We start from the raw sequence: 20,922 nt of genomic DNA, 5'->3' as shown, positions 1-20,922 counted from the left end.
AGGTTTATATGGCAGCGTCATACGCACTGAAAGGGAACCAGCGGTTGTAACGCGCGGGCATCGTGATACCCCTGAATCGGCTCGCCGTGGCGAAACAGTTTAAAATCTTCGTTTCGCACGCTGTGATAGCGCAGCTGATTGTCGTGAAGGTGCAGAAAACTGCCTTCACGCAGTGCAATCACCGACTCGGTCGGATTAACTGCACAGAACTCTGCCAGCCGTTCGTCGCGGGTTTCGCCCATATGCCCGCTGACGCTGGCATCCAGATAGTGGGGATTAATCTGCACCGGAAAGAGTCCCAGCGCAGGCAGCACCACGCTGCTGCGCACCGGCATATCATTCGTGGTACGGATTGAGGGCGTCGCCACGTTGCAGCCTGCGCTCCAGCCGACATAAGGTACCTGCCGCTCCCGCACCGCGCGCTGAATCGCCCCGATCAGACCCTGCTCATGCAGCATCTGATTCAGGAACCAGGTGTTACCGCCGCTGACTAAAATCAGCTCTGCCTGCGCAATCGCTTCAGCCGGTGAGGCGAATGCCTGAACCCGCTCAACCTGAATACCCAGAGAGGCACTAAGTTCGGCGGCGCGTTGCTGCTGATCGCCACGAATAATCGCGTAGGGGATTAATACCGCCGAGCGAATAGCGCGTCGGGCGATCATGGCGTGCAGCTGCGGCTGCGCATAGCCCAGCAGCGGCGCATCATCGGCCAGCTTGCCGTTGCTCAACAGAAAGAGTTCCATCAGAGGATCCTTTTGCAGATGTGATGGTCATTGAGTCTGATACAGAGCAATAGCAGACGTCAATTTTCAGTCACCTTTTCTGCTGCCATCGGGCATCTTAAGAAAAGTCTCAGTTTATTTTCTTTGCGGGACGCTTTACCCTGCCCCTGCGCTATAACTCTGGCAGCAGGTTTGCTATTCTTAGCGTCCATTCAATGGGAGCAGTTATGGAATCCTGGTACTTACTCTATTGCAAACGTGGACAGCTACTGCGCGCGAAGGAGCATCTGGAGCGGCAGGAAGTGCATTGCCTCAGCCCGATGATCGCTCTGGAAAAGATCGTGCGCGGTAAACGCACCACCGTGAGTGAGCCACTGTTCCCGAATTATCTGTTTATCGAGTTTGATCCGGAAGCCATTCACACCACGACGATCAGCAGTACCCGTGGTGTCAGTCACTTTGTGCGCTTTGGCACGACGCCCGCGACCGTGCCTTCAGCCGTGATCGAAGCGCTGGAAACGGACGTTCCGCAAATCCTGCTTGACCCTGAAACGCCGCAAAGCGGCGATGAAGTGGTCATCACCGACGGGACGTTTGAAGGGCTGCGCGCCATCTTTGCCGAGCCGGATGGCGAAACACGCTCGATTCTGTTGCTTAATTTGCTGAACAAGCAGGTGATGCGCAGCGTCGACAACAAGCAGTTCCGCAAGATTTAAGCCAGTCTGAATAACGTCCGCGCATTATGGTCGATGCGGGTCGCCAGTTCCTCAGCACTCTCACCACGCCATGTCGCCACCTGATGCACAATATGCGGTAAAAAGCAGGGTTCATTACGGCGCGAAGTCGGGCGTGGACGCATGTCTCGCGGCAGCAGATATGGGGCATCCGTTTCCAGCAGCAGGCGATCGGCCGGAATCAGTGGCAGCAGCTCGCGCAACTCCAGACCACGGCGCTCATCGCATACCCAGCCCGTAATTCCTACCGATAATCCCATGCCCAGACAGGCTTCCAGTTCGTCACGCGTGCCGGTAAAGCAGTGGATCACCGCGCCAGGCAATTTTGGCAGCCAGGGCGCCAGCACTGCGGCGAAACGCGCATGGGCTTCGCGGCAGTGCAGAAAGACCGGCATATTGAGTTCCGCCGCCAGAGCCAGCTGCGCATCAAACGCATACTCCTGCTGCTCATGAGCCGACAGGTTGCGATTGAAATCGAGTCCGCACTCACCAATGGCAACCACTTCCGGTTTTTCAGCCAGACGACGCAGGGTGCTGGCAATTTCCGTTGACCATTCGCTGGCATGATGAGGATGGACGCCCGCGGTAGACCAACAGAAGCCCGGTTGATCCTCAGCCAGTCGCTGAGCCTGCTGGCTCTCCAGCGCGTTAGTGCCGGTAATAAGCATGCCGGTGACGCCCGCATCACGCGCGCGTTTAACCACCTTTTGCCGATCGGAGGCGAATTGCGTGCTGGTCAGGTTTACACCGATATCAAACATAATTTTTCCCACAGTTTATAAACAAAAACCGCCCATCAGGGCGGTTTGGAGTGATCGCTTCCCGCCAGTGCGGGTAAAGCTGTCCGCATCAGGAGTCGGTATTCTCGTCTTCATCCTGTAACCGGCGGCCTTTACCCACATAGTAACGGGAAAAGAATACGCCGACTTCAAACAGGCAGTACATCGGAATAGCGAGCAAAGTTTGGGAAAAAACATCCGGCGGTGTGAGCAACATCCCGACCACGAAGGCGCCCACCAGAATATAGGGACGTTTCTTCTTCAACTCTTCCGGGCTGGTGATCCCGGTCCAGCACAGCAACACAATCGCCACCGGCACTTCAAACGCCACGCCAAATGCCATAAACAGCGTCATGACAAAATCGAGATACTTAGAGATATCCGTTGCTACGGTCACGCCGATCGGCGCTGTCTTGGTGAAAAAACCAAATGCCAGCGGGAAGACCACGAAATAGGCAAAGGCCACGCCAAAGTAGAACAGGAAGGTGCTGGAAAACAGCAGCGGCATAACCAGCCTGCGCTCATGCCGGTAAAGCGCCGGGGCGACAAATGCCCAGACCTGATAGAGGATCACCGGCACCGCAAGAAACACCGACACAATAATGGTCAGCTTAATCGGGGTGAAAAACGGTGAGGCCACATCGGTCGCGATCATGCTGGAGCCCACCGGCATCTGGCTGATTAGCGGTGCCGCGACCAGCTGGTAGATGTCGTTGGCGAAATAAACCAGCACCAGGAAAATCGCTAATACAGCGATGATGCAGTTCAGTAGGCGCTTACGCAGCTCAATCAGATGACTGATGAGCGGTTGGGTATCTTCAACGGCCATTATCGTTCATCACTTGCAGAAGAGGGGGTAGCGGAATGACGCGCAGGATCTGCCGGCCTGGCAACGTCGCCAGCGGGCGCCTGTGCCGGTGCGCTGGCCACAGCGGTTGGTGCAGCAGAGGATTGCGCCGCCGGACCTGAGTCTGAAACCGCAGACGGCGTCTGTGCCGGGGCACTGGCCTGGTGTTCTGCAGTAGCCGGTGTCGCCGAAGGCTCAGACGCAGCAGGCTCAGAGACCGGATGAGGCGCAGGCCTGTGCTGAGCCGAATGGATGGTGTTTGCCTCGTCTTCCTCTTTTTCAATGTCGATGCTCTGGCTGACCGAGCGTTTCATTGAATCCGCAGTTTTACGCAGCTCTTCCATTGACTCTTTCAGCTCAGGTGAGAGCGTGCCACGGCCCGCTTCTTCCACCTTTTTCAGGCTCTCCTGCAACTCCTGCAGCTTGAGCTCCTGCGCCAGTTCATGTTGTACATTGGCTGCCAGCGAACGAATCGCCCTGATCCAGCCGACCACGGTTTTCACCGCAACCGGTAAACGTTGCGGGCCGAGTACAATCAGCCCGATCACGAACACCAATACCAGTTCACTAAAACCAATATCAAACACGGTTTACACCTGCTTGTCGTTCTTGGCTTCTTCTTTGTTAGCCGAAGTTTGCTGTTTGTCCGCCAGCGTTTTGGCAGCGAAGTCAGCGTCCTGCTCTTTCGGTTGATCCTTTTTGTCGTCCTCGTCACTCATGGCTTTTTTGAAGCCACGAATCGAAGAACCCAAATCTGAACCCAGATTACGTAATTTGTTAGTACCGAACAGAAGTACAACAATCACGGCAATGATTACCAATTGCCAGATACTGATACCGCCCATGAGATAGCCTCTAATATTCTGTGAAAACGATGAGGTAATGCACCACAGAGTGCCCTTTTCAACCGGGCCTGAGCCAGCGACATTACCTTTTTTTAGACGGACGTGACAATCAGTTTGTCTTACGCCAGCCGATTAACCAGGAGACAATTCCTGCTGCCATTAACACCGCCGGGAAAAAGTCCCAATCCGGTCGGGTGAGCAGCACAGCCGTTCCGCTTAAGAGCAACGTTGCACCGACGCCGAACAGGTAACGCGCCTGATGGTGCCGGACGCGCTGCGCATTCATATCGCCCACTAATTTATCGACGCTGTGCCGTAAAAGTTTGTGCTGGCGCATGCTGTCGTAAAACAGCTCCGGCAGCTCAGGGAGCTTCTCAGCCCAGAATGGTGCTTTCTCTTTTACCGCACGGATAATAGCCGGTAATCCCACCTGATCTTTAATCCACTCTTCCAGGAAGGGCTTGGCTGTCTTCCACAGGTCGAGCTGCGGATAGAGCTGACGGCCGATGCCTTCAACATAGAGCAGCGTTTTTTGCAGCAGGACCAGCTGCGGCTGCACTTCCATATTAAAGCGGCGTGCAGTGTTGAACAGGTTCAGCAGCACATGCCCGAAGGAGATTTCAGCCAGCGGTTTTTCAAAAATCGGCTCGCAGACTGTGCGAATCGCAAACTCGAAATCTTCTACGTTGGTATCGGGTGGCACCCAGCCTGAGTCAACGTGTAACTCCGCGACCTTACGGTAGTCACGGTTGAAGAAAGCGATAAAGTTTTCAGCCAGATAGCGCTTATCTTCTTTGTTCAGTGAACCCACGATACCGCAGTCGATGCCGATATATTGTGGATCTTCCGGATGTTCATAGCTGACAAAAATATTGCCCGGATGCATATCCGCATGGAAGAAGCTGTCGCGGAAAACCTGGGTGAAGAAGACCTGCACGCCACGTTCTGCCAGCAGCTTCATATTAACGCCATGACGCTCCAGCGTGGCAACGTCTGAAATCGGAATGCCGTAGATGCGCTCCATCACCATCATGGTTTCGCTGCAGTAGTCGGAATAGACTTCCGGCACATAGAGCATGCGGCTATCTTCAAAATTCCGGCGCAGCTGAATGGCGTTAGCCGCTTCACGTAACAGATTCAGCTCATCAAGCAGGGTTTTCTCATAATCACGCACCACCTCGACCGGACGCAGACGACGGCCATCCGGCAACAGGCGCGGGACCCAGCGGGCCAGGCGATAAATCAGCTTCATGTCCGCCCGAATCACCGGCAAAATATCGGGGCGAATCACTTTGATCACCACTTTCTTGCCGTTTGATTTCAGCGTGGCGGTGTGCACCTGCGCAATGGATGCCGAAGCCAGTGGCTTGATATCAAAATCATCAAACCAGGTTTCAATCGGCGCGCCCATTGAAGCTTCAATCTGCGCTTTGGCTTTGACGCCATCGAACGGCGCAACGCGGTCCTGCAGGATCGCCAGTTGATCGGCAATCAGCGGCGGGAAGAGATCACGACGGGTCGACAGCATCTGGCCAAACTTGATCCAGACCGGACCCAGCTGCTCCATCGCCATGCGCATACGTGCGCCGATCGGTTCATGCTGATGCAGATTAGGGATCCAGAAAACAGAGCGACGCCACAGGCGAAACAGGAAAGTGAGGCGTGTCTGAGGAATCAGTTCATCAAGGCCATAGGTCAGAAACACCTTCATGATCAGATATAAGCGGCGGATCTCTCCAAAACTCATTTTGCCTCCAGCTGCGCCAGACGCGCATCAAGCGCCTCAAGCGAACGTTCCATCGCGTCGACCTCCTCAGAAAACCAGGCTAATTCCAGCGAGCCAGGCGCAACACGCCACTCTTCGGTTATGGCCTGTCCGAGATAATCCTGGCGACGCTGCACTTCACCTTTGAAAAAGCGTAATGCCTGTTGTGAGCGCTGGCTGATCCCCTGTGCGGCGATATCGCCGACCCAGGGAGCCAGATATTCTGCCGGATCCAGCTCAGCCAGATCCATCAGCGCAGAGAACTGCTGCACCACCTGCAGGTCACCTTCAACCTGCAGTTCACCGCTACGGATCAGCGGCGTCAGCTGCTGGCGATCGCGCAGCTTCGGCAGGGTTTTCAGCGAGGTGATCACCGTGCAGTCACTGCGATCCTGCCAGTCAGCTAACACATCGACCTGCTGTTCACTGAAAACCAGCACCAGCGGATGAGAGAACTCATTCAGGCGCAGCGTCAGCACTTTGCCATTCAGGCGTTGCCGCGCCGGTTTCAGGCCACGATCGCGATAGAGAATACGGTTCAGCGCCGTTTCCAGGCCCGCGGTAATCAAGGGCGTCAGGTTCATTACCATCTCACTCAGAACTTAAATCCACGATGCAGCGCCACAATGCCGCCGGTCATATTGGAGTAAGTGGTATTTTCAAAACCAACATCGTTCATCATCGCTTTCAGGGTCTCCTGATCGGGATGCATACGGATCGATTCGGCCAGATAGCGATAGCTCTCTGCATCCTGCGCCACCAGTTGTCCGATGCGCGGCAGAATGTGGAACGAGTAGGCGTCATACGCTTTGCTCAGCGGATCCAGGACGGGTTTAGAGAACTCCAGCACCAGCAGGCGTCCGCCCGGCTTGAGTACCCGGAACATAGAGGCCAGCGCCTTCTCTTTTTCCGTAACGTTACGCAGGCCAAAAGAGATGGTAATGCAGTCGAAATAGTTATCGGGGAAAGGCAGGGCTTCGGCGTTGGCCTGTACGTAACTCACGTTGCCGACCACGCCCTGATTACGCAGCTTTTCGCGGCCCATCTTCAGCATGGAACTGTTGATATCGGCCAGTACAACCTGACCCGTTTCGCCCACCAGACGAGAAAATTTAGCCGTCAGATCGCCGGTACCACCCGCCAGATCCAACACGCGCTGACCGCGACGTACGCCGCTGCTGTCAATGGTAAAACGCTTCCAGATACGATGGACGCCAAACGACATCAAATCGTTCATCAGGTCATATTTTGCCGCTACGGAGTGAAACACGTCCGCGACTTTGTCAGCTTTTTCGCTTTTGGCGACCGTCTGAAAGCCAAAATGGGTAGTTTCCTGCTGTGATTCATCTGCCATCGGTTTTACCTGCTCCACAAACAATACTTCCCGAAGTGTATCAGAGTCACGGAAGCCAGGCACGCTGCGCCCATACTATTCGTGGAGGCGCCTCACACGCATCGCACTCTCATCCGCATCACTGTCATCATCTGCGTCATCAGCCGCCCGGTTTTCCGGCATGGCTCGTTCGGCCAGTTGAGGATTGATTGGTCGTTTGATCTCCACACCCAGCGCACGAAATCCTTCAGTCTGCGCAATCAGATTGCCGCGCCCTTCTGACAGCTTTTTCATCGCCTCGCGATAGCTGTTCTGTGCTTTATCCAGGCTGTGACCAATGCCGCTCATGTCATCGACAAACAGCCGCATCTTGTCATAGAGTCGCGTTGCCCGATCGGCAATACGCTGTGCATTGCGGCTCTGATGCTCATAGCGCCACAGGTTATTAATGGTACGTAACGCCACCAGCAGCGTGGTGGGGCTGACCAGCATGATGTTCTGCTGCAGCGCCTCACCAATCAGCTCAGGCTGGCGGTCAATGGCCAGCAAAAAGGCGGGCTCCACCGGGATAAACATCAGCACATAATCCAGCGATCGTAAGCCGGGCAATTGTTGATAATCTTTTCTTCCCAGCAGGCGGATGTGCGCCCGCATGGCAGCGACATGTTCCTGAATAGCCTGCTCTCGTTCGATCTCATCATCCGCATTGAAGTAGCGCTCATAGGCCACCAGCGTCATTTTGGCGTCCACCACCACATCTTTGCCCTGCGGCAGGCGTACAATCACATCCGGCTGCATCCTGCCCTGCTGTTCTGACTGAATGCTAACCTGGGTTTCATATTCGTAGCCTTCACGCAGTCCGGAGGCTTCCAGTACCCGGCTCAGCACCACTTCACCCCAGTTGCCCTGGATTTTATTATCGCCCTTCAGCGCTTTGGTCAGGTTAAGCGCCTCCTGCGCCATCTGCGCATTCAGCTGCTGTAACTGCCGGATTTCATGGGTCAGGGTATGCCGTTCACGCGCCTCTGCGCCAAAGCTTTCATGAACCTGACGACGAAAGCCATCAAGCTGTTCACGCAACGGGCCAATCAGCCCGTCCAGACTTTGCCGGTTCTGCTCATCGACGCGACGGCCGCTGTTTTCGAAAATACGGTTGGCGAGGTTTTCAAACTGGGCGCTGAGGCGTTGTTCGCTATTGGTCAGCAGGCGCTGTTTCTCTTCTGCGGCGAAACGGGTCTCTTCAAGGCGAATGGTCACTTCCCGCAACTCCGCTTCCTGCGCGCTGTTGACCTCCAGCTGATTGCGCAGTTCACGATTAAGCTGCTCACTTTCATTGCGCCAGTAATCGAGCTGTTGCAGCCGCTCATTGGCGCCGCTCAGCGCGCCGTGCAGCTGACGAAGCTCCTGCTCACGCTGCTGCGTCTGCTGCTGAAGCTGTTCGATTTGTTGCTGCTGACGCTGTTGCGCCTCTTCCTGCAGACGGCGCTCGGTCTGGAAACTGGCGACCTGATGGCCGGCACGTAACTGTGCCAGCATCCAGCCAATCCCTAACCCGGCAAGCGCCAGACAGGCGCTGATAATGATGTGCTGATCCATGATTTCCCCCGCGACTCAGGCTGCTGAGGGAAAGGTAGAGTCGCACTGTATGAATGTCCAGATAATTTTAGCAGGATTCAGCGCCTTGCAGTGCCGCCACCGTGAGCTTGCCAGCCTGCCAATCATCAATCAGGAAAAACGGCATGGGCAATAGCCATTCACCCTTTTTAACCTGCGCCAGATAGTGCCAGGTTGTCCCGCCCGAGGTGATCGCGACGCGCTGTCTGCTTCCCTCAGCGGCGCTGGATTTGCCGGTCATACTGGCAAAACCGGCATTGCTGCCCACGTGGAAATGCGGCGTCTGCCAGCGCACGGGCGCATGGTCAGGCCACGGCTGGGCCTGATGAAAATGAAACAGCGCATCGTGGCTCAGGAGGCTTTCGCGCACCGTCGGCCACAACGCCACCTTGAGGAAATATTGATCGGTGAAGCGCTGGCTGCCCTGATACTCCGCAATGAAATCGCGCATCGCCTGTTCCACATCCCGGAAGACGCCGTGACAGCCGCCCCACATCCCTGCCAGCAACAGCTCAGTATGGGAGAAGTAGTCACGCATATGGTGGAACCAGTAAGGTGACGCCAGCCAGGCGTTTACCGCTGCCGCTTCGCGCTCCGAGAGCAGCGAGTCGGCATCACGCACGATAAAGCGTTTCACGCCAGGATCGTCCATCACCAGGAAACGCCACAGGGTCGGAAACAGCGTTTTCTCGTGGGACATATCGATCAGCTGGACGTGCGGCTGGTCAAGGCGCTGCCAGACATGCTGCGGCACGCTGTCATCAAGGTAGATGCGGCAGACCCAGCCGGGATAGAGCTCAGGCGCCACTTCAACGTTTTTGAGTAAGGTTTCACAGTAGCGCGGCTGATCGCCATAGAGGCAGAAAGCGATGACATTCTGGTGCGGATGAGTGAGATCGACAGGCTCCGGTTGCGGAGCGGGAAACGTGGCGCGCTGCCCCTGACTGAAACGCGCATCAGAGCGCTTCAGCGACGCCAGACCGTGACGCGCCACCTCGTCCTTTTTATCCAGCCAGCCACACACTTCGGTCAGGCCATCCAGCCAGGTTTCAGAGGCGGTAGCCTGCACAGCGGGCGGCGCCTGATAAATCTTCTGGTAGATTTTGTACGACTTATTGTGCTGACCCAGACGCAGCAGACAGAGCGCATAGTCGCTCAGCACCTGCATCTGATTGGGCATTGAGCGCAGCACCTCTTCGCAGCATTGAGCGGCCAGCGCATAGTCGCCCTGTTGCATGGCGGCACGGAAACGTTCGGCACTGCGTTCCAGCATGGCTTTGAGTGCGGCTGGATTAGCACCAGGGGCAGGACGTCGGACGGGAATAGTATTGCGCATAAAAACTCTCAGGTTTCACTGATATTACGCGCCGTTAACTACCGGCAGCAGGTTTTGAGTCTGGACAAAAAACCTGCTGCCAGACGCAATCGTTATAGTAAACGACGCGCCGCTTCGACCACAATCTTCACTGCGTCGCTTTCTGTCTGTTTCATGGTGACCGCATCCGGGATCTCTTTCTGAGTGCGGTTCACAATCACGCCCGCCACCATGCCGGCTCGCAGACCCTGGCTGGCGCACATGGTTAACAGTGTAGCGGATTCCATCTCATAGTTGAGAACGCCCATCTCCTGCCACTCTTTCATCGATCCCCTGAAGCGACTGACTACGCGGCCCGAAACGGTGTCGTAGCGCTCCTGACCCGGATAGAAGGTGTCAGAAGAGGCGGTGATGCCGATATGCGTTTTCGCGCCACAGGCTTCTGCGGCGGCAACCAGCGCGGTGGTGCAGGCGAAATCAGCCACTGCCGGGAACTCCATCGGCGCAAAATGCAGGCTGGCCCCGTCCAGGCGAACGGATGCGGTGGTCACCAGCACATCGCCAACATTGATATGCGGCTGGATAGCGCCCGTGGTACCGACACGCAGGAAGGTGCGCACGCCAAGCTGCGCCAGCTCTTCGACCGCAATCGAGGTAGACGGACCGCCAATGCCGGTTGAGCAGACCACGACCGGCTTACCATCAATTTTTGCCAGCCAGGAGGTAAATTCACGGTGTGAGGCGAGATGCGTGGCATCTTCCATCAGTCCGGCAATTTTCTTCACGCGCTCCGGATCGCCCGGCACAATCGCCAGGGTGGCGCCCTGCAGATCGGCTTTGGTCAGGCCAAGATGGAAAACGTCAGACTGTGTCATTTTCAGACTCCTGTTAAGGGAAGGTAGCGCGCCACTCTACGCCAGCACGCCCGATAAATATGTGACAACATTCACTTAAGAAAATGAAAGTTACATTTTCCGGAAGATAAATTGTGACAACAATCACACAATTGCATCTTCCTGGTGCGGATAGCTCTCGGTGGGGCTGTGTCAGGGTCTGCGCAATGTTAAAGAGAAGGATGATTTTATTCGCTGCTGATTCTGTGACCCGACACCTGGCGCATACGCTTTCCGGCCAGGCTATAGTTACGTGATTGCGCAAATGCTTGCACGGAGAGAATAATGAAACCCAGTGATAATATGGCACAAAAACCGGCGACGGGCGGCTTTGCCCCTGCCGTGCAGCCCACCGCCTCCACCACCATCATTACCGACAGCCCGGCGATTCACGCGGGTGAAACCTCAGTACCCAGCCAGGGCGAAAACATGCCGGCATTCTTTGCAAAACCCCAGTCAGCGGAAGGCCCGTGGCCAGTCGTGCTGGTGGTGCAGGAGATCTTTGGTGTCCATGAACACATCCGGGATATCTGCCGCCGTCTGGCGCTGGAAGGCTATCTGGCTATTGCGCCTGAGCTCTATTTCCGCGAGGGCGATCCCGCTGAGTATAACGATATCCCGACGCTGTTCAGCGAGCTGGTCAGCAAAGTGCCTGACAGCCAGGTGCTGGCCGATCTCGACCATGCCGCCAACTGGGCCGCACGCAACGGCGGCGATATTCGTCGCATGGGCATAACCGGTTTTTGCTGGGGTGGTCGTATCAGCTGGCTGTACGCCGCGCATAACCCGCAACTGCGCGCCGCCGTGGCGTGGTATGGACGGCTGACCGGTGAGCGTACGCTGAAGCAGCAGAAGCATCCTATTGATATTGCGGTCGATCTGAATGCGCCAGTATTAGGTTTGTATGGTGGCCAGGATGAGGGTATCCCGCTGGAGAGCGTCGAGCAGATGCGTCAGGCACTCCATGCCGCCAATGCGACCGCAGAGATCATCGTCTATCCCGAAGCGGGCCATGCGTTTAATGCTGACTATCGTGCAAGCTATCATGCTGAATCTGCCAATGATGGCTGGCAGCGGATGCTGGCCTGGTTCAGGCAGTATGGTGTTGCATCGCAGTAAATGAAAAAGGGGCGCGTCTGCGCCCCTGATTTTTTCGTCCACCAGACCCGATTCCCTACGCCGTTTCGCCACGCAATTTCTTCGCCGCCGTCACCATGTTCGCCAGCGCCTGACGCGTTTCCGTCCAGCCCCGTGTTTTTAAACCGCAATCCGGGTTCACCCACAGACGCGCTTCCGGAATACGTTTTGCCGCCTTCAGTAATAGTGCTTCTATCCACTCCACGCTGGGGACGTTAGGCGAATGGATGTCGTAGACGCCGGGGCCGATTTCATTCGGGTAGTCGAAGTTTTCAAACGCCTCCAGCAGATCCATGTCAGATCGCGAGGTTTCGATGGTGATCACATCGGCATCCAGCGCCGCGATAGCGTCCATAATGTCGTTAAATTCGCAGTAACACATATGGGTGTGAATCTGGGTTTCATCCCGCGCCACCGCCGCATTCAGTCGGAAGGCCTCCACCGCCCAGTTCAGGTAGGCGGCCCATTCAGACTGGTGCAGTGGCAGACCTTCACGCAGCGCAGGCTCATCAATCTGGATAATCCCGATGCCCGCCTTCTCCAGGTCTTCGACTTCATCACGCAGCGCCAGCGCGATCTGTTTCGCGATGGTTTCGCGTGACACATCTTCACGCGGGAATGACCAGCAGAGGATGGTTACCGGACCGGTCAGCATCCCTTTTACCGGCTTGTTGGTCAGCGACTGGGCATATCTGGCCCACTCAACGGTGATCGCCTCCGGACGACTGACATCGCCGATAATGACAGGCGGTTTCACACAGCGTGAACCGTAGCTCTGAACCCAGCCATTCTGTGTAAAGACAAACCCCTCCAGATGTTCGCCGAAGTACTCAACCATGTCGTTACGTTCCGCTTCACCGTGAACCAGCACATCCAGCCCCAGCCGCTCCTGTTCGAGAATCGCCTGCTTAATGTGCTCCGCGATGCCGGTGCGGTAATGGTTGCTGTCGAGCCGGCCCTGTTTAAAGTCGAGGCGCAGGCCGCGAATTTCAGTGGTCTGCGGAAAAGAGCCGATGGTGGTGGTAGGCCAGGCTGGCAGATTAAAACGCTGACGCTGCAGGACAGCCCGCACCGGATAAGCGCTCTGGCGTTCACTGTGCTGTGGGGTAATGGCCTGCAGACGCTGGCCCACCGCCGCATTATGCACGCGGCGGGAATGAGCGCGGGCGTGTACCGGTGCGCTCCAGGCTTCCAGCGCCGTCGCATCGTTGTTGTTGAGTGCCTGACTCAGCAGCGAGAGCTCGGCACATTTCTGCAGCGCAAAGGCGAACCAGCTTTTGACTTCATCATCCAGACGGGTCTCGACGCTCAGGTCGATAGGGCTATGCAGCAGCGAGCAGGAGGAGCCAATCCACACCTGTTCACGCACTCTGGTCAGCGGTTGCAAGCGGCTGAACCAGCGGCTCAGATCGGCGCGCCAGACGTTGCGTCCGTTGATCACGCCGAGCGACAGCAGCCAGCTGGCGGGCAGTTGCTGATTCAGTTGCTGAATATCATCACGACCATGGACCAGATCGACATGCAGCCCCTGCACCGGCAGCGCACGAATCACATCAATGTTCTGGCCGATGCTGTCAAAATAGGTGGTCAGCAGCAGTTTGCTGTGACCCTGCAGTGCGTCATACGCCGGCTGGAAGGCTTCGCGCCACATCTGCGGCAGCTCCAGTGCCAGAGCGGGTTCATCAATCTGTACCCATTCGATGCCGCGCTTAGCCAGTTCCGCCAGCACCTGCTGATAGACCGGCAGAATTCCCTCCAGCAGCGACAGACGTTCAAACGGCTCACCCTTCACTTTACCCAGCCACAGATACGTCACCGGCCCCAGCAGCACTGGCTTGATGTTGTGTCCCAGCGCCAGTGCCTCATCCACCTCATCCAGCAACTGGGTCCAGGTCAGTTTAAACGTCTGACCCTGGGTAAACTCCGGCACCATGTAGTGATAGTTGGTGTTAAACCATTTGGTCATTTCTGCCGCCGCCGCAGGCTCGCCGGTCGGCGCACGACCGCGTCCCAGGCGGAACAGGGTGTCGAGGTCCACAGTGCCTGCTTTGTTCTGATGACGCGCGGGCACGTTGCCCAGCATCAGGCTGGTGGTCAGCACATGGTCATACCAGGCGAAATCGCCGACCGGCAGCAGATCGACGCCCGCCTCTTTCTGTTGTTGCCAGTGTCGCGCACGCAGCTTACGGCCCGTCGCCAGTAATGCCTGCTGCGTGCTGTCGCCAGCCCAGTAGCTCTCCAGCGCTTTTTTCAGTTCACGGCGCAGGCCAATACGGGGAAAGCCGAGGGTATGGTTCAGGATAGTCATGTGCTGTTCTCCAGATAATCTTTCACTTTGGCTGAAATGGGCAGCCAAAGATGTTTAGCCGTCCAGATGTTTACACTGCTATACTCTGCGGGTACTGTATATTGCTCAAGCGCAATATGTTCATTTTCGATGTGAAGGACTCTCATGATCGAACTCAAGCACCTGCGGACGCTTCAGGCTCTGCGCAATACGGGATCGCTGGCGGCGGCGGCGGCCCAGCTTCATCAGACGCAATCGGCGTTGTCTCATCAGTTCAGCGATCTGGAGCAGCGGCTGGGATTCCGCCTGTTCGTGCGTAAAAGTCAGCCGCTGCGCTTTACGCCGCAGGGCGATATTCTGCTGCAGCTGGCCGAGCAGGTGCTGCCGCAGATTCAGCAGGCATTGCAGGCCTGCCATGAGCCGCATCAGACCACATTACGGGTGGCGATAGAGTGCCATAGCTGCATTCAGTGGCTGACCCCCGCGCTGGATAAATTCCGCCAGAGCTGGCCGCAGGTGGTGATGGATTTCAAATCGGGCGTGACCTTTGATCCTCAACCCGCCCTGCAACAGGGTGAGCTGGATGTGGTGCTGACCTCCGATATCCTGGCGCGCTCGGGTCTGTTCTACTCCCCGATGTTTGATTATGAAGTGCGTCTGGTGCTGGCAACGGATCACCCGCTGGCGCAGGTTGAGCAGATTTCGCCGGAAGATCTAGCCGATGAGGTGTTGATGATCTATCCGGTGCAGCGTCAGCGTCTGGATATCTGGCGTCACTTTCTGCAGCCCGCAGGCGTCAGTCCGGCACTGAAAAGTGTGGATAACACCCTGCTGATGATTCAGATGGTCTCGGCGCGTATGGGGATTGCCGCGCTGCCGCATTGGGTGGTGGAGAGTTTTGAGAAGCAGGGTCTGGTGGTCACCCGCACGCTGGGTGATGGCCTGTGGAGCCGTCTTTATGCGGCCGTGCGCGAAGGGGAGCAACGTCAGCCGGTGCTGGAAGCGTTTATCCGCTTTGCCCGTCAGCACGCCTGTGAGCATCTGCCTTTTGTGCGCGACGCCGCGCTGCCCGGTGCGGTGTTGCAGCGGTAATCTGGCGGGCACAAACCTGCGCGAAGGCGGGCAAAATCCCCTATAATGCGCAGCCTGTCGACTGACCACGAGAAGATTTCACCATGACTAACAATGATATTCTGCGCAGCGTGCGCTACATGCTCAACCTGAGCGATGCCAAAATGGTGGAGATTTTTGCGCTGGCGCAATGTGACGTGCCGCTGGCGGATATTCAGGCGTGGCTGAAAAAAGATGACGATGCTGCGTTCCGTCCCTGCCCCGATGTGCTGATGGGTTATTTCCTGAATGGCCTGATCTTCTACCGTCGCGGTAAAAGTGAAGATGCGCCCGCACCGTCGATTGAGCGCAAGATGACCAACAACATCTTCATGAGAAAGCTGCGTATCGCTTTTGATCTGAAAACCACCGATATTCCTGATGTACTGAAGCGCGTGAATTTTACCGTTTCACAGGCTGAGATTGGTGCGATTTTCCGCAAACCTGAGCATAAGAACTACCGCGAATGCGGCGATCAGATTCTGCGTAACTTCCTGAAAGGGCTGGCGATGATTCAGCGCCCTAAGAGTGAGAAGCCTGCTTAACGTCTGTGGCTGATCGCTTCGGGTACCTGCGTGGTCAGAAGTGGCGCATCTGATCGCAAAGAAAGCCTGCATCCATGCAGCACGGCCTCGCCATCCCTGGCTCGGACGCTTTGCTCCTCAGTTGCGCCACCTCTTCCCTCAAGCTTCTTCATGGCTTTTTAATCAGCAACACCAGGCCAGCCCTGGGGAGTGAAAGCGGGTCATCGGTGGAGCGTTCGTCGCAGGGGGAAAAATCGCCGGGCGCGTTTCTGAACCATCCTGTAAGATTCCTTCGCGATCGCACACGCCAACTCCATTGCGAATGCTCTACGTTTCAGCGCGCCATCCCCTCCTTCATATTCGCTCTGAGCCCCTGGTTCAACTGCGATGATGCTGTTAAGTCTCCAGGGCTGGCGCGTCTGAAGAGCGAAGCGTCCGGGCCAGGGATGGCCCGGCCGATCCACAGGGATGTGAGATTCCTTCGCGATCGGACGCGCCAGCCCGGGAGGCCGCTCCCATGCAACAGCCCTGTTTATGATCGGTCACCGCGCCCCACCACCCAGCGCTTATGCACCCACAGCGAGGCGAGGATCACCATTGCGCCCGCAATAAAGCCTGGCCAGTGCGGTTTCTCCTGCCAGATAGCCAGATTCACCAGCAGCCCGGCAGGAACGTGCATGTTATTCATAATGCCCAGCGTGCCGGCATCGACCTGGGTCGCACCATAATTCCACATAAAATAGCCGAGACCGGAAGCCGCAATGCCCAGCCAGACCAGAATGCCCCACTGCAATGAGGTCGTTGGCAACTTCTGCGGATTGCCCCAGGCACACCAGGCGATCACCGCAATCAACACCGCACCCAGATAGAACCAGGAGAAGGCCGTGTGCTGCGGCATCGGGCGGGTCTCCTGCAGACGCTTATAGCCCACCATTCCCGCCGCAAAGCAGATATTTGCCAGTTGCACTAACAGCAGACCAAACCAGAAATGATCGCTGACTTTGTCATAGCGAATAATGGCCGCACCTGCCACAGCCAGCAGTGCACTGAAGATATAGCCGATGCGCAGTGGACGACGGCTGATCAGATCGTAAATCAGCGTCACATAAAGCGGCGTCATCACCGTAAACAGCAGGAATTCCGAAACGCTAAGATAGAGATAGGCTTCGAAACTCAGCAGATACATCACGCCCAGCTGCAGCATCCCGACCAGCATGTAAAGCAACAGCGTTGAAGGGGGATGACCACGCCAGCGCAGGAAAGGTAAAAATACCAGCGCAGCCAGCGCCAGTCGCATCAGTACAGAGAACCAGCTGTCCACCTGCCCGGCAAGGTATTCGCCAATCAGACTGAACGAAAAGGCCCACAGAATGGTGGTAATAATCAATAAAAACACGGTGACGACCCCGAAATTAACAGGCCGTCAGTGTAAACAATGTGCTGCCATCAGGCTGTGAAATCTGGTTGACATCTGATTACAAACCAGGCGATCAGAATAGCCATCGGAAAAGGGCTTTCGCCTCCTGACATAACTGTCTGCATAAAGATCTTTCAGCCAGATAAAATGCGCGAAATGATCCATCGAATGATCACTTCCGCTCCAGAATGTAATAAAAGTGTAACAAATGTGTCATTCATCACAGTAACGTTGCGCAACTAACACTATTCTTTGCGCGAAATGGAACATTCTGCGTCCATTTTCTTCTGCTCTTTTCCTGCCCCAACCTGCTGGGAATTAAAAACCATAATGTGCCCTGGAGGGCCTCACTGATGCTGAGCATTTTTAAACCTGCACCACGTCAGCCGCAGGTGGCGGAGGATCACGTTGATCCGCTCTACCGTCGTCTGCGCTGGCAAATTTTCATCGGGATCTTCTTTGGTTACGCTGCCTACTATCTGGTCAGAAAAAACTTCGCACTCGCCATGCCCTACCTGGTAGAGCAGGGTTTTTCACGTGGCGATCTCGGTTTTGCCTTATCCGGAATATCCATCGCCTACGGCTTTTCAAAATTCATCATGGGATCGGTCTCTGACCGCTCAAACCCGCGCATCTTCTTACCGGCAGGCCTGATTCTGGCCGCGACAGTGATGTTGATCATGGGATTCGTTCCCTGGGCCACCTCCAGCATCATGGTGATGTTCGTGCTGCTGTTTATCTGCGGCTGGTTCCAGGGCATGGGCTGGCCACCTTGTGGACGTACCATGGTTCACTGGTGGTCGCAGAAGGAGCGCGGCAGGATCGTTTCGGTCTGGAACTGCGCCCATAATGTCGGCGGCGGTATTCCGCCTCTGCTGTTCCTGCTCGGTATGGCGTGGTTCAACGACTGGAAAGCGGCTCTCTATATGCCGGCGTTTGGCGCCATCGCCATTGCTATTCTGGCCTTTGCGCTGATGCGCGATACGCCGCAATCCTGTGGTCTGCCACCGATTGAAGAGTACAAAAACGACTATCCGCCCGACTACGATGCCAGCCACGAAGAGGAGCTGACGGCTAAACAGATCTTCATGAAATATGTACTGCCGAACAAGCTGCTGTGGTACATCGCGCTGGCCAACGTATTTGTTTATCTGCTGCGCTACGGCATTCTCGACTGGTCGCCGACCTATCTCAGAGAAGTAAAACACTTCACGCTGGATAAATCGTCGTGGGCTTACTTCCTGTATGAGTATGCGGGGATCCCCGGAACGCTGCTGTGCGGCTGGATGTCGGACAAAGTGTTCCGCGGTAATCGCGGTGCGACCGGGGTGTTCTTTATGACGCTGGTAACCATCGCGACCGTGATCTACTGGCTCAACCCGGCGGGTAATCCTGGCGTCGATATGGCCTGTATGATTGTGATTGGCTTCCTGATCTACGGTCCGGTGATGCTGATTGGTCTGCACGCGCTGGAGCTGGCGCCGAAAAAAGCGGCGGGGACGGCGGCGGGCTTCACCGGCCTGTTCGGCTATCTGGGTGGATCGGTGGCAGCCAGCGCCATTGTCGGTTACACCGTCGATTACTTCGGCTGGGACGGCGGCTTCATGGTGATGATTGCTGGCTGTGTGCTGGCGGTTATCCTGCTGTTACTGACCATGGTCAGCGAACACAAACACAAAAAGACCCCTGCCTGACGGCAATAAAAAAGGGCCGGATGTCCGGCCCTTTTTTTGCGCTGACGGCTTAAGCAAGATAGAGCGTGCGCAGCGTCTGCGGCACGGCATCATCGGCATTTGAACCGATCACATCCAGCTCCGGCAGCGTATCTTTCAACCGCTGATGGGCGTTCTGCATGATAAAGCCTTTACCCGCCATGCTCAGCATCTCCACATCGTTCATGCCGTCGCCAAAGGCAATACAGCTTTCCAGTGAGTGGTCCAGCGTTTTCGCGACCGCTTCCAGCGCATGCCCTTTCGACACGCCGCCCGCCATCACTTCCAGACAGGTAGGCAGCGAGAAACTGACGTTAACCCGGTCGCCCCAGCGCGCTTCAATCGCCTGTTCCATCGGGATCAGATGCTCGGGATTTTCGCAGGTAAAAAAGACCTTGCTGATATTATCGGTTGGCAGCAGACCCGGCTCATAGACCTGATAGTTGAACACCGACTCGCGGAAATAGTCCTGCTCAGCCGGACTTGAACGGCTGACAAACCACTCATCGTCGCGGTAAACGTGGGTCAGAATATCGCTGTGATGATATTGCAGGCCAAACAGATCGCTGGCGATATCCTCATCCAGATTATGACTGAACACCAGTTCGCCCTCTGCGTTGTGCACGCGCGCGCCGTTTGAGGTGATCATATAGGCCGGAATCGCCAGGCTGTCACGCATCTGTCCGACATCGATATGATGACGGCCGGTGGCGAATATAAAGTGAATATCTTTCGCAACCAGTTGCTGCAGCGTTTCACGCGCAAAAGGGGTCAGGCGATGTTCGGGAGAAAGCAGCGTGCCATCCAGATCGGATGCAACGATGTGATACATGAATACCTCGGGTATCTGGTTCTGCCGGCCTTAACCGGTCGGATAAATAACGTCAGTGGTGCGAGGAAAAAAAGTCGACCACTGCATTGAGTGCTTCGGCGCGCATCTCATCCTTTTCAAACAGGATCTCATGACGCGCACCGTCGATCACCCGTGGCTTATTGCCCTCACACGGATGACCCGCCGCCGCCATCGCGGCACAAAAAAGGTCCTGCGAACGGTTGTCGACCACCCGATCATCGCTGGCCTGTAACAGCAGCAGTGGCGTAGTGATTTTATCGACCTGACTGATGATGTTGCGACCCGCATGGACGCCTTCACGTACCCAATGGTAGGTTGGCCCGCCAACGCGAATCGCCGGATCGTCCGCATAAAAGCGCAGGTTTCGCCGATAACGCTCGGTGCTGTGCGTCAGCCGGTTAATGCCAAACGGATGCGCACGCCAGCGGCCGGTGCCGAGCGCATAGCCATCGCGCATGGCCGGACGCTTCTCCGCCCAGTCCAGAATCCGATGAGCCAGAAAAGAGGGCAACGGTAAAGCAATGCCAAACATCGGCGCCACCAGCGCGGCCGCATGAAACGCCTGCGGCTGACGCGCCAGAAACAGCGTTAAGATTGCGCCGCCCATGGAGTGAGCCAGAGCATAGCGCTGCTGGTAGTGACCGCTGATAATCTCTTTCAGATAGAGCGTTTCAAGGTCGTCGACATAATGGGTAAATTCCGCCACGTGGCCACGGTGTGAATCTTCCAGCAGGCGATCGGAACGCCCCTGACCGCGATGGTCAAGGATCACCACATCAAATCCGCAGTGAAACAGATCGTACGCCAGCTCAGGATATTTTATGTAACTCTCGATGCGTCCCGGCACAATCAGGATCACACGCTTGTGTTGCGGTGATGTGAAGCGGACGTAGCGCAGCGTCAGATTACCCACGCCGGTAAACTCAAGCTCTTCGCGGCTGTGCCAGAAATCGAGCAGTGGCCCGGTAGCGAAGGCAGCAAAGGCTTTTTCTCGTCGCAGCCAGCTGGCTTTGTGTTGATTCATTCGCCCTCCTG

The 20,922-nt window shown here is 56.2% G+C and carries 20 protein-coding genes; 5 read left to right on the top strand and 15 right to left on the bottom strand.

Annotated elements, in window-relative coordinates:
• Window positions 1-17: 17 nt before the first annotated feature.
• On the bottom strand, window positions 18-743 hold the full coding sequence (gene pepE / locus EPG66_RS17295; RefSeq protein ID WP_083070397.1) for a dipeptidase PepE: 726 nt from the start codon (window positions 741-743) through the stop codon (window positions 18-20).
• 206 nt (window positions 744-949) lie between these two features.
• Here pepE and rfaH point away from each other — a divergent pair, with 206 nt between their 5' ends.
• Window positions 950-1,438, top strand: a complete 489-nt coding sequence (rfaH, locus tag EPG66_RS17290) for a transcription/translation regulatory transformer protein RfaH (protein WP_010257230.1) — start codon at window positions 950-952, stop codon at window positions 1,436-1,438.
• Here rfaH and tatD read toward each other — a convergent pair.
• From tatD to udp, 10 genes are all read right to left on the bottom strand, one after another.
• On the bottom strand, window positions 1,435-2,217 hold the full coding sequence (tatD, locus tag EPG66_RS17285; RefSeq protein ID WP_039390518.1) for a 3'-5' ssDNA/RNA exonuclease TatD: 783 nt from the start codon (window positions 2,215-2,217) through the stop codon (window positions 1,435-1,437). The two genes, rfaH and tatD, sit on opposite strands and share 4 nt — an antisense overlap.
• 88 nt (window positions 2,218-2,305) lie before the next feature.
• Entirely contained in the window at window positions 2,306-3,064 is a 759-nt protein-coding gene (gene tatC, locus EPG66_RS17280; protein ID WP_031590265.1) for a Sec-independent protein translocase subunit TatC, read from the bottom strand.
• Window positions 3,064-3,669 carry a Sec-independent protein translocase protein TatB gene (gene tatB, locus EPG66_RS17275; protein ID WP_115757960.1) on the bottom strand — a complete coding sequence of 202 codons (606 nt, stop codon included), beginning with the start codon at window positions 3,667-3,669 and terminating at the stop codon, window positions 3,064-3,066. The genes tatC and tatB overlap by 1 nt, the downstream gene beginning before the upstream one ends.
• A 3-nt stretch (window positions 3,670-3,672) precedes the next feature.
• A complete protein-coding gene (tatA, locus tag EPG66_RS17270; RefSeq protein WP_039390514.1) occupies window positions 3,673-3,927 on the bottom strand; it encodes a Sec-independent protein translocase subunit TatA in 255 nt (84 codons plus the stop codon).
• 109 nt (window positions 3,928-4,036) lie between these two features.
• The gene (gene ubiB / locus EPG66_RS17265) at window positions 4,037-5,674 is read right to left on the bottom strand and encodes a ubiquinone biosynthesis regulatory protein kinase UbiB (protein ID WP_031590268.1); all 1,638 of its coding nucleotides are present in this window, start codon (window positions 5,672-5,674) and stop codon (window positions 4,037-4,039) included.
• Entirely contained in the window at window positions 5,671-6,276 is a 606-nt protein-coding gene (ubiJ, locus tag EPG66_RS17260; RefSeq protein ID WP_010257253.1) for a ubiquinone biosynthesis protein UbiJ, read from the bottom strand. Before ubiJ ends, ubiB begins: the two co-directional genes overlap by 4 nt.
• 11 nt (window positions 6,277-6,287) lie before the next feature.
• The gene (gene ubiE, locus EPG66_RS17255; RefSeq protein ID WP_008926452.1) at window positions 6,288-7,046 is read right to left on the bottom strand and encodes a bifunctional demethylmenaquinone methyltransferase/2-methoxy-6-polyprenyl-1,4-benzoquinol methylase UbiE; all 759 of its coding nucleotides are present in this window, start codon (window positions 7,044-7,046) and stop codon (window positions 6,288-6,290) included.
• Between the two features lie 75 nt (window positions 7,047-7,121).
• Window positions 7,122-8,621 carry a DNA recombination protein RmuC gene (gene rmuC, locus EPG66_RS17250; protein WP_031590271.1) on the bottom strand — a complete coding sequence of 500 codons (1,500 nt, stop codon included), beginning with the start codon at window positions 8,619-8,621 and terminating at the stop codon, window positions 7,122-7,124.
• Window positions 8,622-8,688: 67 nt separating this feature from the next.
• Window positions 8,689-9,975 (bottom strand): tetratricopeptide repeat protein, encoded by a 1,287-nt coding sequence (locus EPG66_RS17245; protein ID WP_182687634.1) that lies wholly within the window; start codon window positions 9,973-9,975, stop codon window positions 8,689-8,691.
• 92 nt (window positions 9,976-10,067) lie between these two features.
• The gene (gene udp / locus EPG66_RS17240) at window positions 10,068-10,829 is read right to left on the bottom strand and encodes a uridine phosphorylase (protein WP_010257266.1); all 762 of its coding nucleotides are present in this window, start codon (window positions 10,827-10,829) and stop codon (window positions 10,068-10,070) included.
• A gap of 303 nt (window positions 10,830-11,132) precedes the next feature.
• Here udp and EPG66_RS17235 point away from each other — a divergent pair, with 303 nt between their 5' ends.
• Window positions 11,133-11,966, top strand: a complete 834-nt coding sequence (locus EPG66_RS17235; protein ID WP_010671680.1) for a dienelactone hydrolase family protein — start codon at window positions 11,133-11,135, stop codon at window positions 11,964-11,966.
• A 55-nt stretch (window positions 11,967-12,021) separates the two neighbouring features.
• On the opposite strand, the gene metE is transcribed toward EPG66_RS17235, so the two are convergent.
• Window positions 12,022-14,292, bottom strand: a complete 2,271-nt coding sequence (gene metE / locus EPG66_RS17230) for a 5-methyltetrahydropteroyltriglutamate--homocysteine S-methyltransferase (RefSeq protein ID WP_182687632.1) — start codon at window positions 14,290-14,292, stop codon at window positions 12,022-12,024.
• A gap of 144 nt (window positions 14,293-14,436) precedes the next feature.
• Between metE and metR the strand changes: the two genes are divergently transcribed.
• Window positions 14,437-15,363, top strand: a complete 927-nt coding sequence (gene metR / locus EPG66_RS17225; protein ID WP_003854400.1) for an HTH-type transcriptional regulator MetR — start codon at window positions 14,437-14,439, stop codon at window positions 15,361-15,363.
• Between the two features lie 83 nt (window positions 15,364-15,446).
• On the top strand, window positions 15,447-15,926 hold the full coding sequence (locus EPG66_RS17220; RefSeq protein WP_069025607.1) for a YehS family protein: 480 nt from the start codon (window positions 15,447-15,449) through the stop codon (window positions 15,924-15,926).
• Window positions 15,927-16,437: 511 nt separating this feature from the next.
• Here the strand turns inward: EPG66_RS17220 and EPG66_RS17215 are convergent.
• Window positions 16,438-17,301 (bottom strand): carboxylate/amino acid/amine transporter, encoded by an 864-nt coding sequence (locus EPG66_RS17215; RefSeq protein ID WP_182687630.1) that lies wholly within the window; start codon window positions 17,299-17,301, stop codon window positions 16,438-16,440.
• 374 nt (window positions 17,302-17,675) lie between these two features.
• On the opposite strand from EPG66_RS17215, the gene glpT reads away from it, so the two are divergent.
• Window positions 17,676-19,016, top strand: coding sequence for a glycerol-3-phosphate transporter (gene glpT, locus EPG66_RS17210; RefSeq protein ID WP_064703272.1), 1,341 nt, complete (start codon window positions 17,676-17,678; stop codon window positions 19,014-19,016).
• 49 nt (window positions 19,017-19,065) lie between these two features.
• Here glpT and yigL read toward each other — a convergent pair whose 3' ends face one another.
• The gene (yigL, locus tag EPG66_RS17205) at window positions 19,066-19,866 is read right to left on the bottom strand and encodes a sugar/pyridoxal phosphate phosphatase YigL (protein WP_182687628.1); all 801 of its coding nucleotides are present in this window, start codon (window positions 19,864-19,866) and stop codon (window positions 19,066-19,068) included.
• A 52-nt stretch (window positions 19,867-19,918) separates the two neighbouring features.
• Complete coding sequence (pldB, locus tag EPG66_RS17200) at window positions 19,919-20,911, bottom strand: lysophospholipase L2 (protein ID WP_064703271.1); 993 nt, start codon at window positions 20,909-20,911, stop codon at window positions 19,919-19,921.
• Window positions 20,912-20,922 lie beyond the last annotated feature (11 nt).

Source organism: Pantoea pleuroti, assembly GCF_014156615.1.
GTDB classification, from domain to species: Bacteria; Pseudomonadota; Gammaproteobacteria; order Enterobacterales; family Enterobacteriaceae; genus Pantoea; species Pantoea agglomerans.
This window is presented reverse-complemented; position numbering and strand designations above follow the sequence as displayed.

Excerpts from the sequence above, each read along its gene's own strand:
- tatA (WP_039390514.1), bottom strand. The coding sequence starts at position 3,927 with ATGGGCGGTATCAGTATCTGGCAATTGGTAATCATTGCCGTGATTGTT.
- EPG66_RS17235 (WP_010671680.1), top strand. The coding sequence starts at position 11,133 with ATGAAACCCAGTGATAATATGGCACAAAAACCGGCGACGGGCGGCTTT.
- tatC (WP_031590265.1), bottom strand. The coding sequence starts at position 3,064 with ATGGCCGTTGAAGATACCCAACCGCTCATCAGTCATCTGATTGAGCTG.
- yigL (WP_182687628.1), bottom strand. The coding sequence starts at position 19,866 with ATGTATCACATCGTTGCATCCGATCTGGATGGCACGCTGCTTTCTCCC.
- udp (WP_010257266.1), bottom strand. The coding sequence starts at position 10,829 with ATGACACAGTCTGACGTTTTCCATCTTGGCCTGACCAAAGCCGATCTG.
- pepE (WP_083070397.1), bottom strand. The coding sequence starts at position 743 with ATGGAACTCTTTCTGTTGAGCAACGGCAAGCTGGCCGATGATGCGCCG.
- tatD (WP_039390518.1), bottom strand. The coding sequence starts at position 2,217 with ATGTTTGATATCGGTGTAAACCTGACCAGCACGCAATTCGCCTCCGAT.
- ubiJ (WP_010257253.1), bottom strand. The coding sequence starts at position 6,276 with ATGAACCTGACGCCCTTGATTACCGCGGGCCTGGAAACGGCGCTGAAC.
- EPG66_RS17245 (WP_182687634.1), bottom strand. The coding sequence starts at position 9,975 with ATGCGCAATACTATTCCCGTCCGACGTCCTGCCCCTGGTGCTAATCCA.
- rfaH (WP_010257230.1), top strand. The coding sequence starts at position 950 with ATGGAATCCTGGTACTTACTCTATTGCAAACGTGGACAGCTACTGCGC.
- pldB (WP_064703271.1), bottom strand. The coding sequence starts at position 20,911 with ATGAATCAACACAAAGCCAGCTGGCTGCGACGAGAAAAAGCCTTTGCT.
- ubiE (WP_008926452.1), bottom strand. The coding sequence starts at position 7,046 with ATGGCAGATGAATCACAGCAGGAAACTACCCATTTTGGCTTTCAGACG.
- metR (WP_003854400.1), top strand. The coding sequence starts at position 14,437 with ATGATCGAACTCAAGCACCTGCGGACGCTTCAGGCTCTGCGCAATACG.
- metE (WP_182687632.1), bottom strand. The coding sequence starts at position 14,292 with ATGACTATCCTGAACCATACCCTCGGCTTTCCCCGTATTGGCCTGCGC.
- ubiB (WP_031590268.1), bottom strand. The coding sequence starts at position 5,674 with ATGAGTTTTGGAGAGATCCGCCGCTTATATCTGATCATGAAGGTGTTT.
- EPG66_RS17220 (WP_069025607.1), top strand. The coding sequence starts at position 15,447 with ATGACTAACAATGATATTCTGCGCAGCGTGCGCTACATGCTCAACCTG.
- glpT (WP_064703272.1), top strand. The coding sequence starts at position 17,676 with ATGCTGAGCATTTTTAAACCTGCACCACGTCAGCCGCAGGTGGCGGAG.
- rmuC (WP_031590271.1), bottom strand. The coding sequence starts at position 8,621 with ATGGATCAGCACATCATTATCAGCGCCTGTCTGGCGCTTGCCGGGTTA.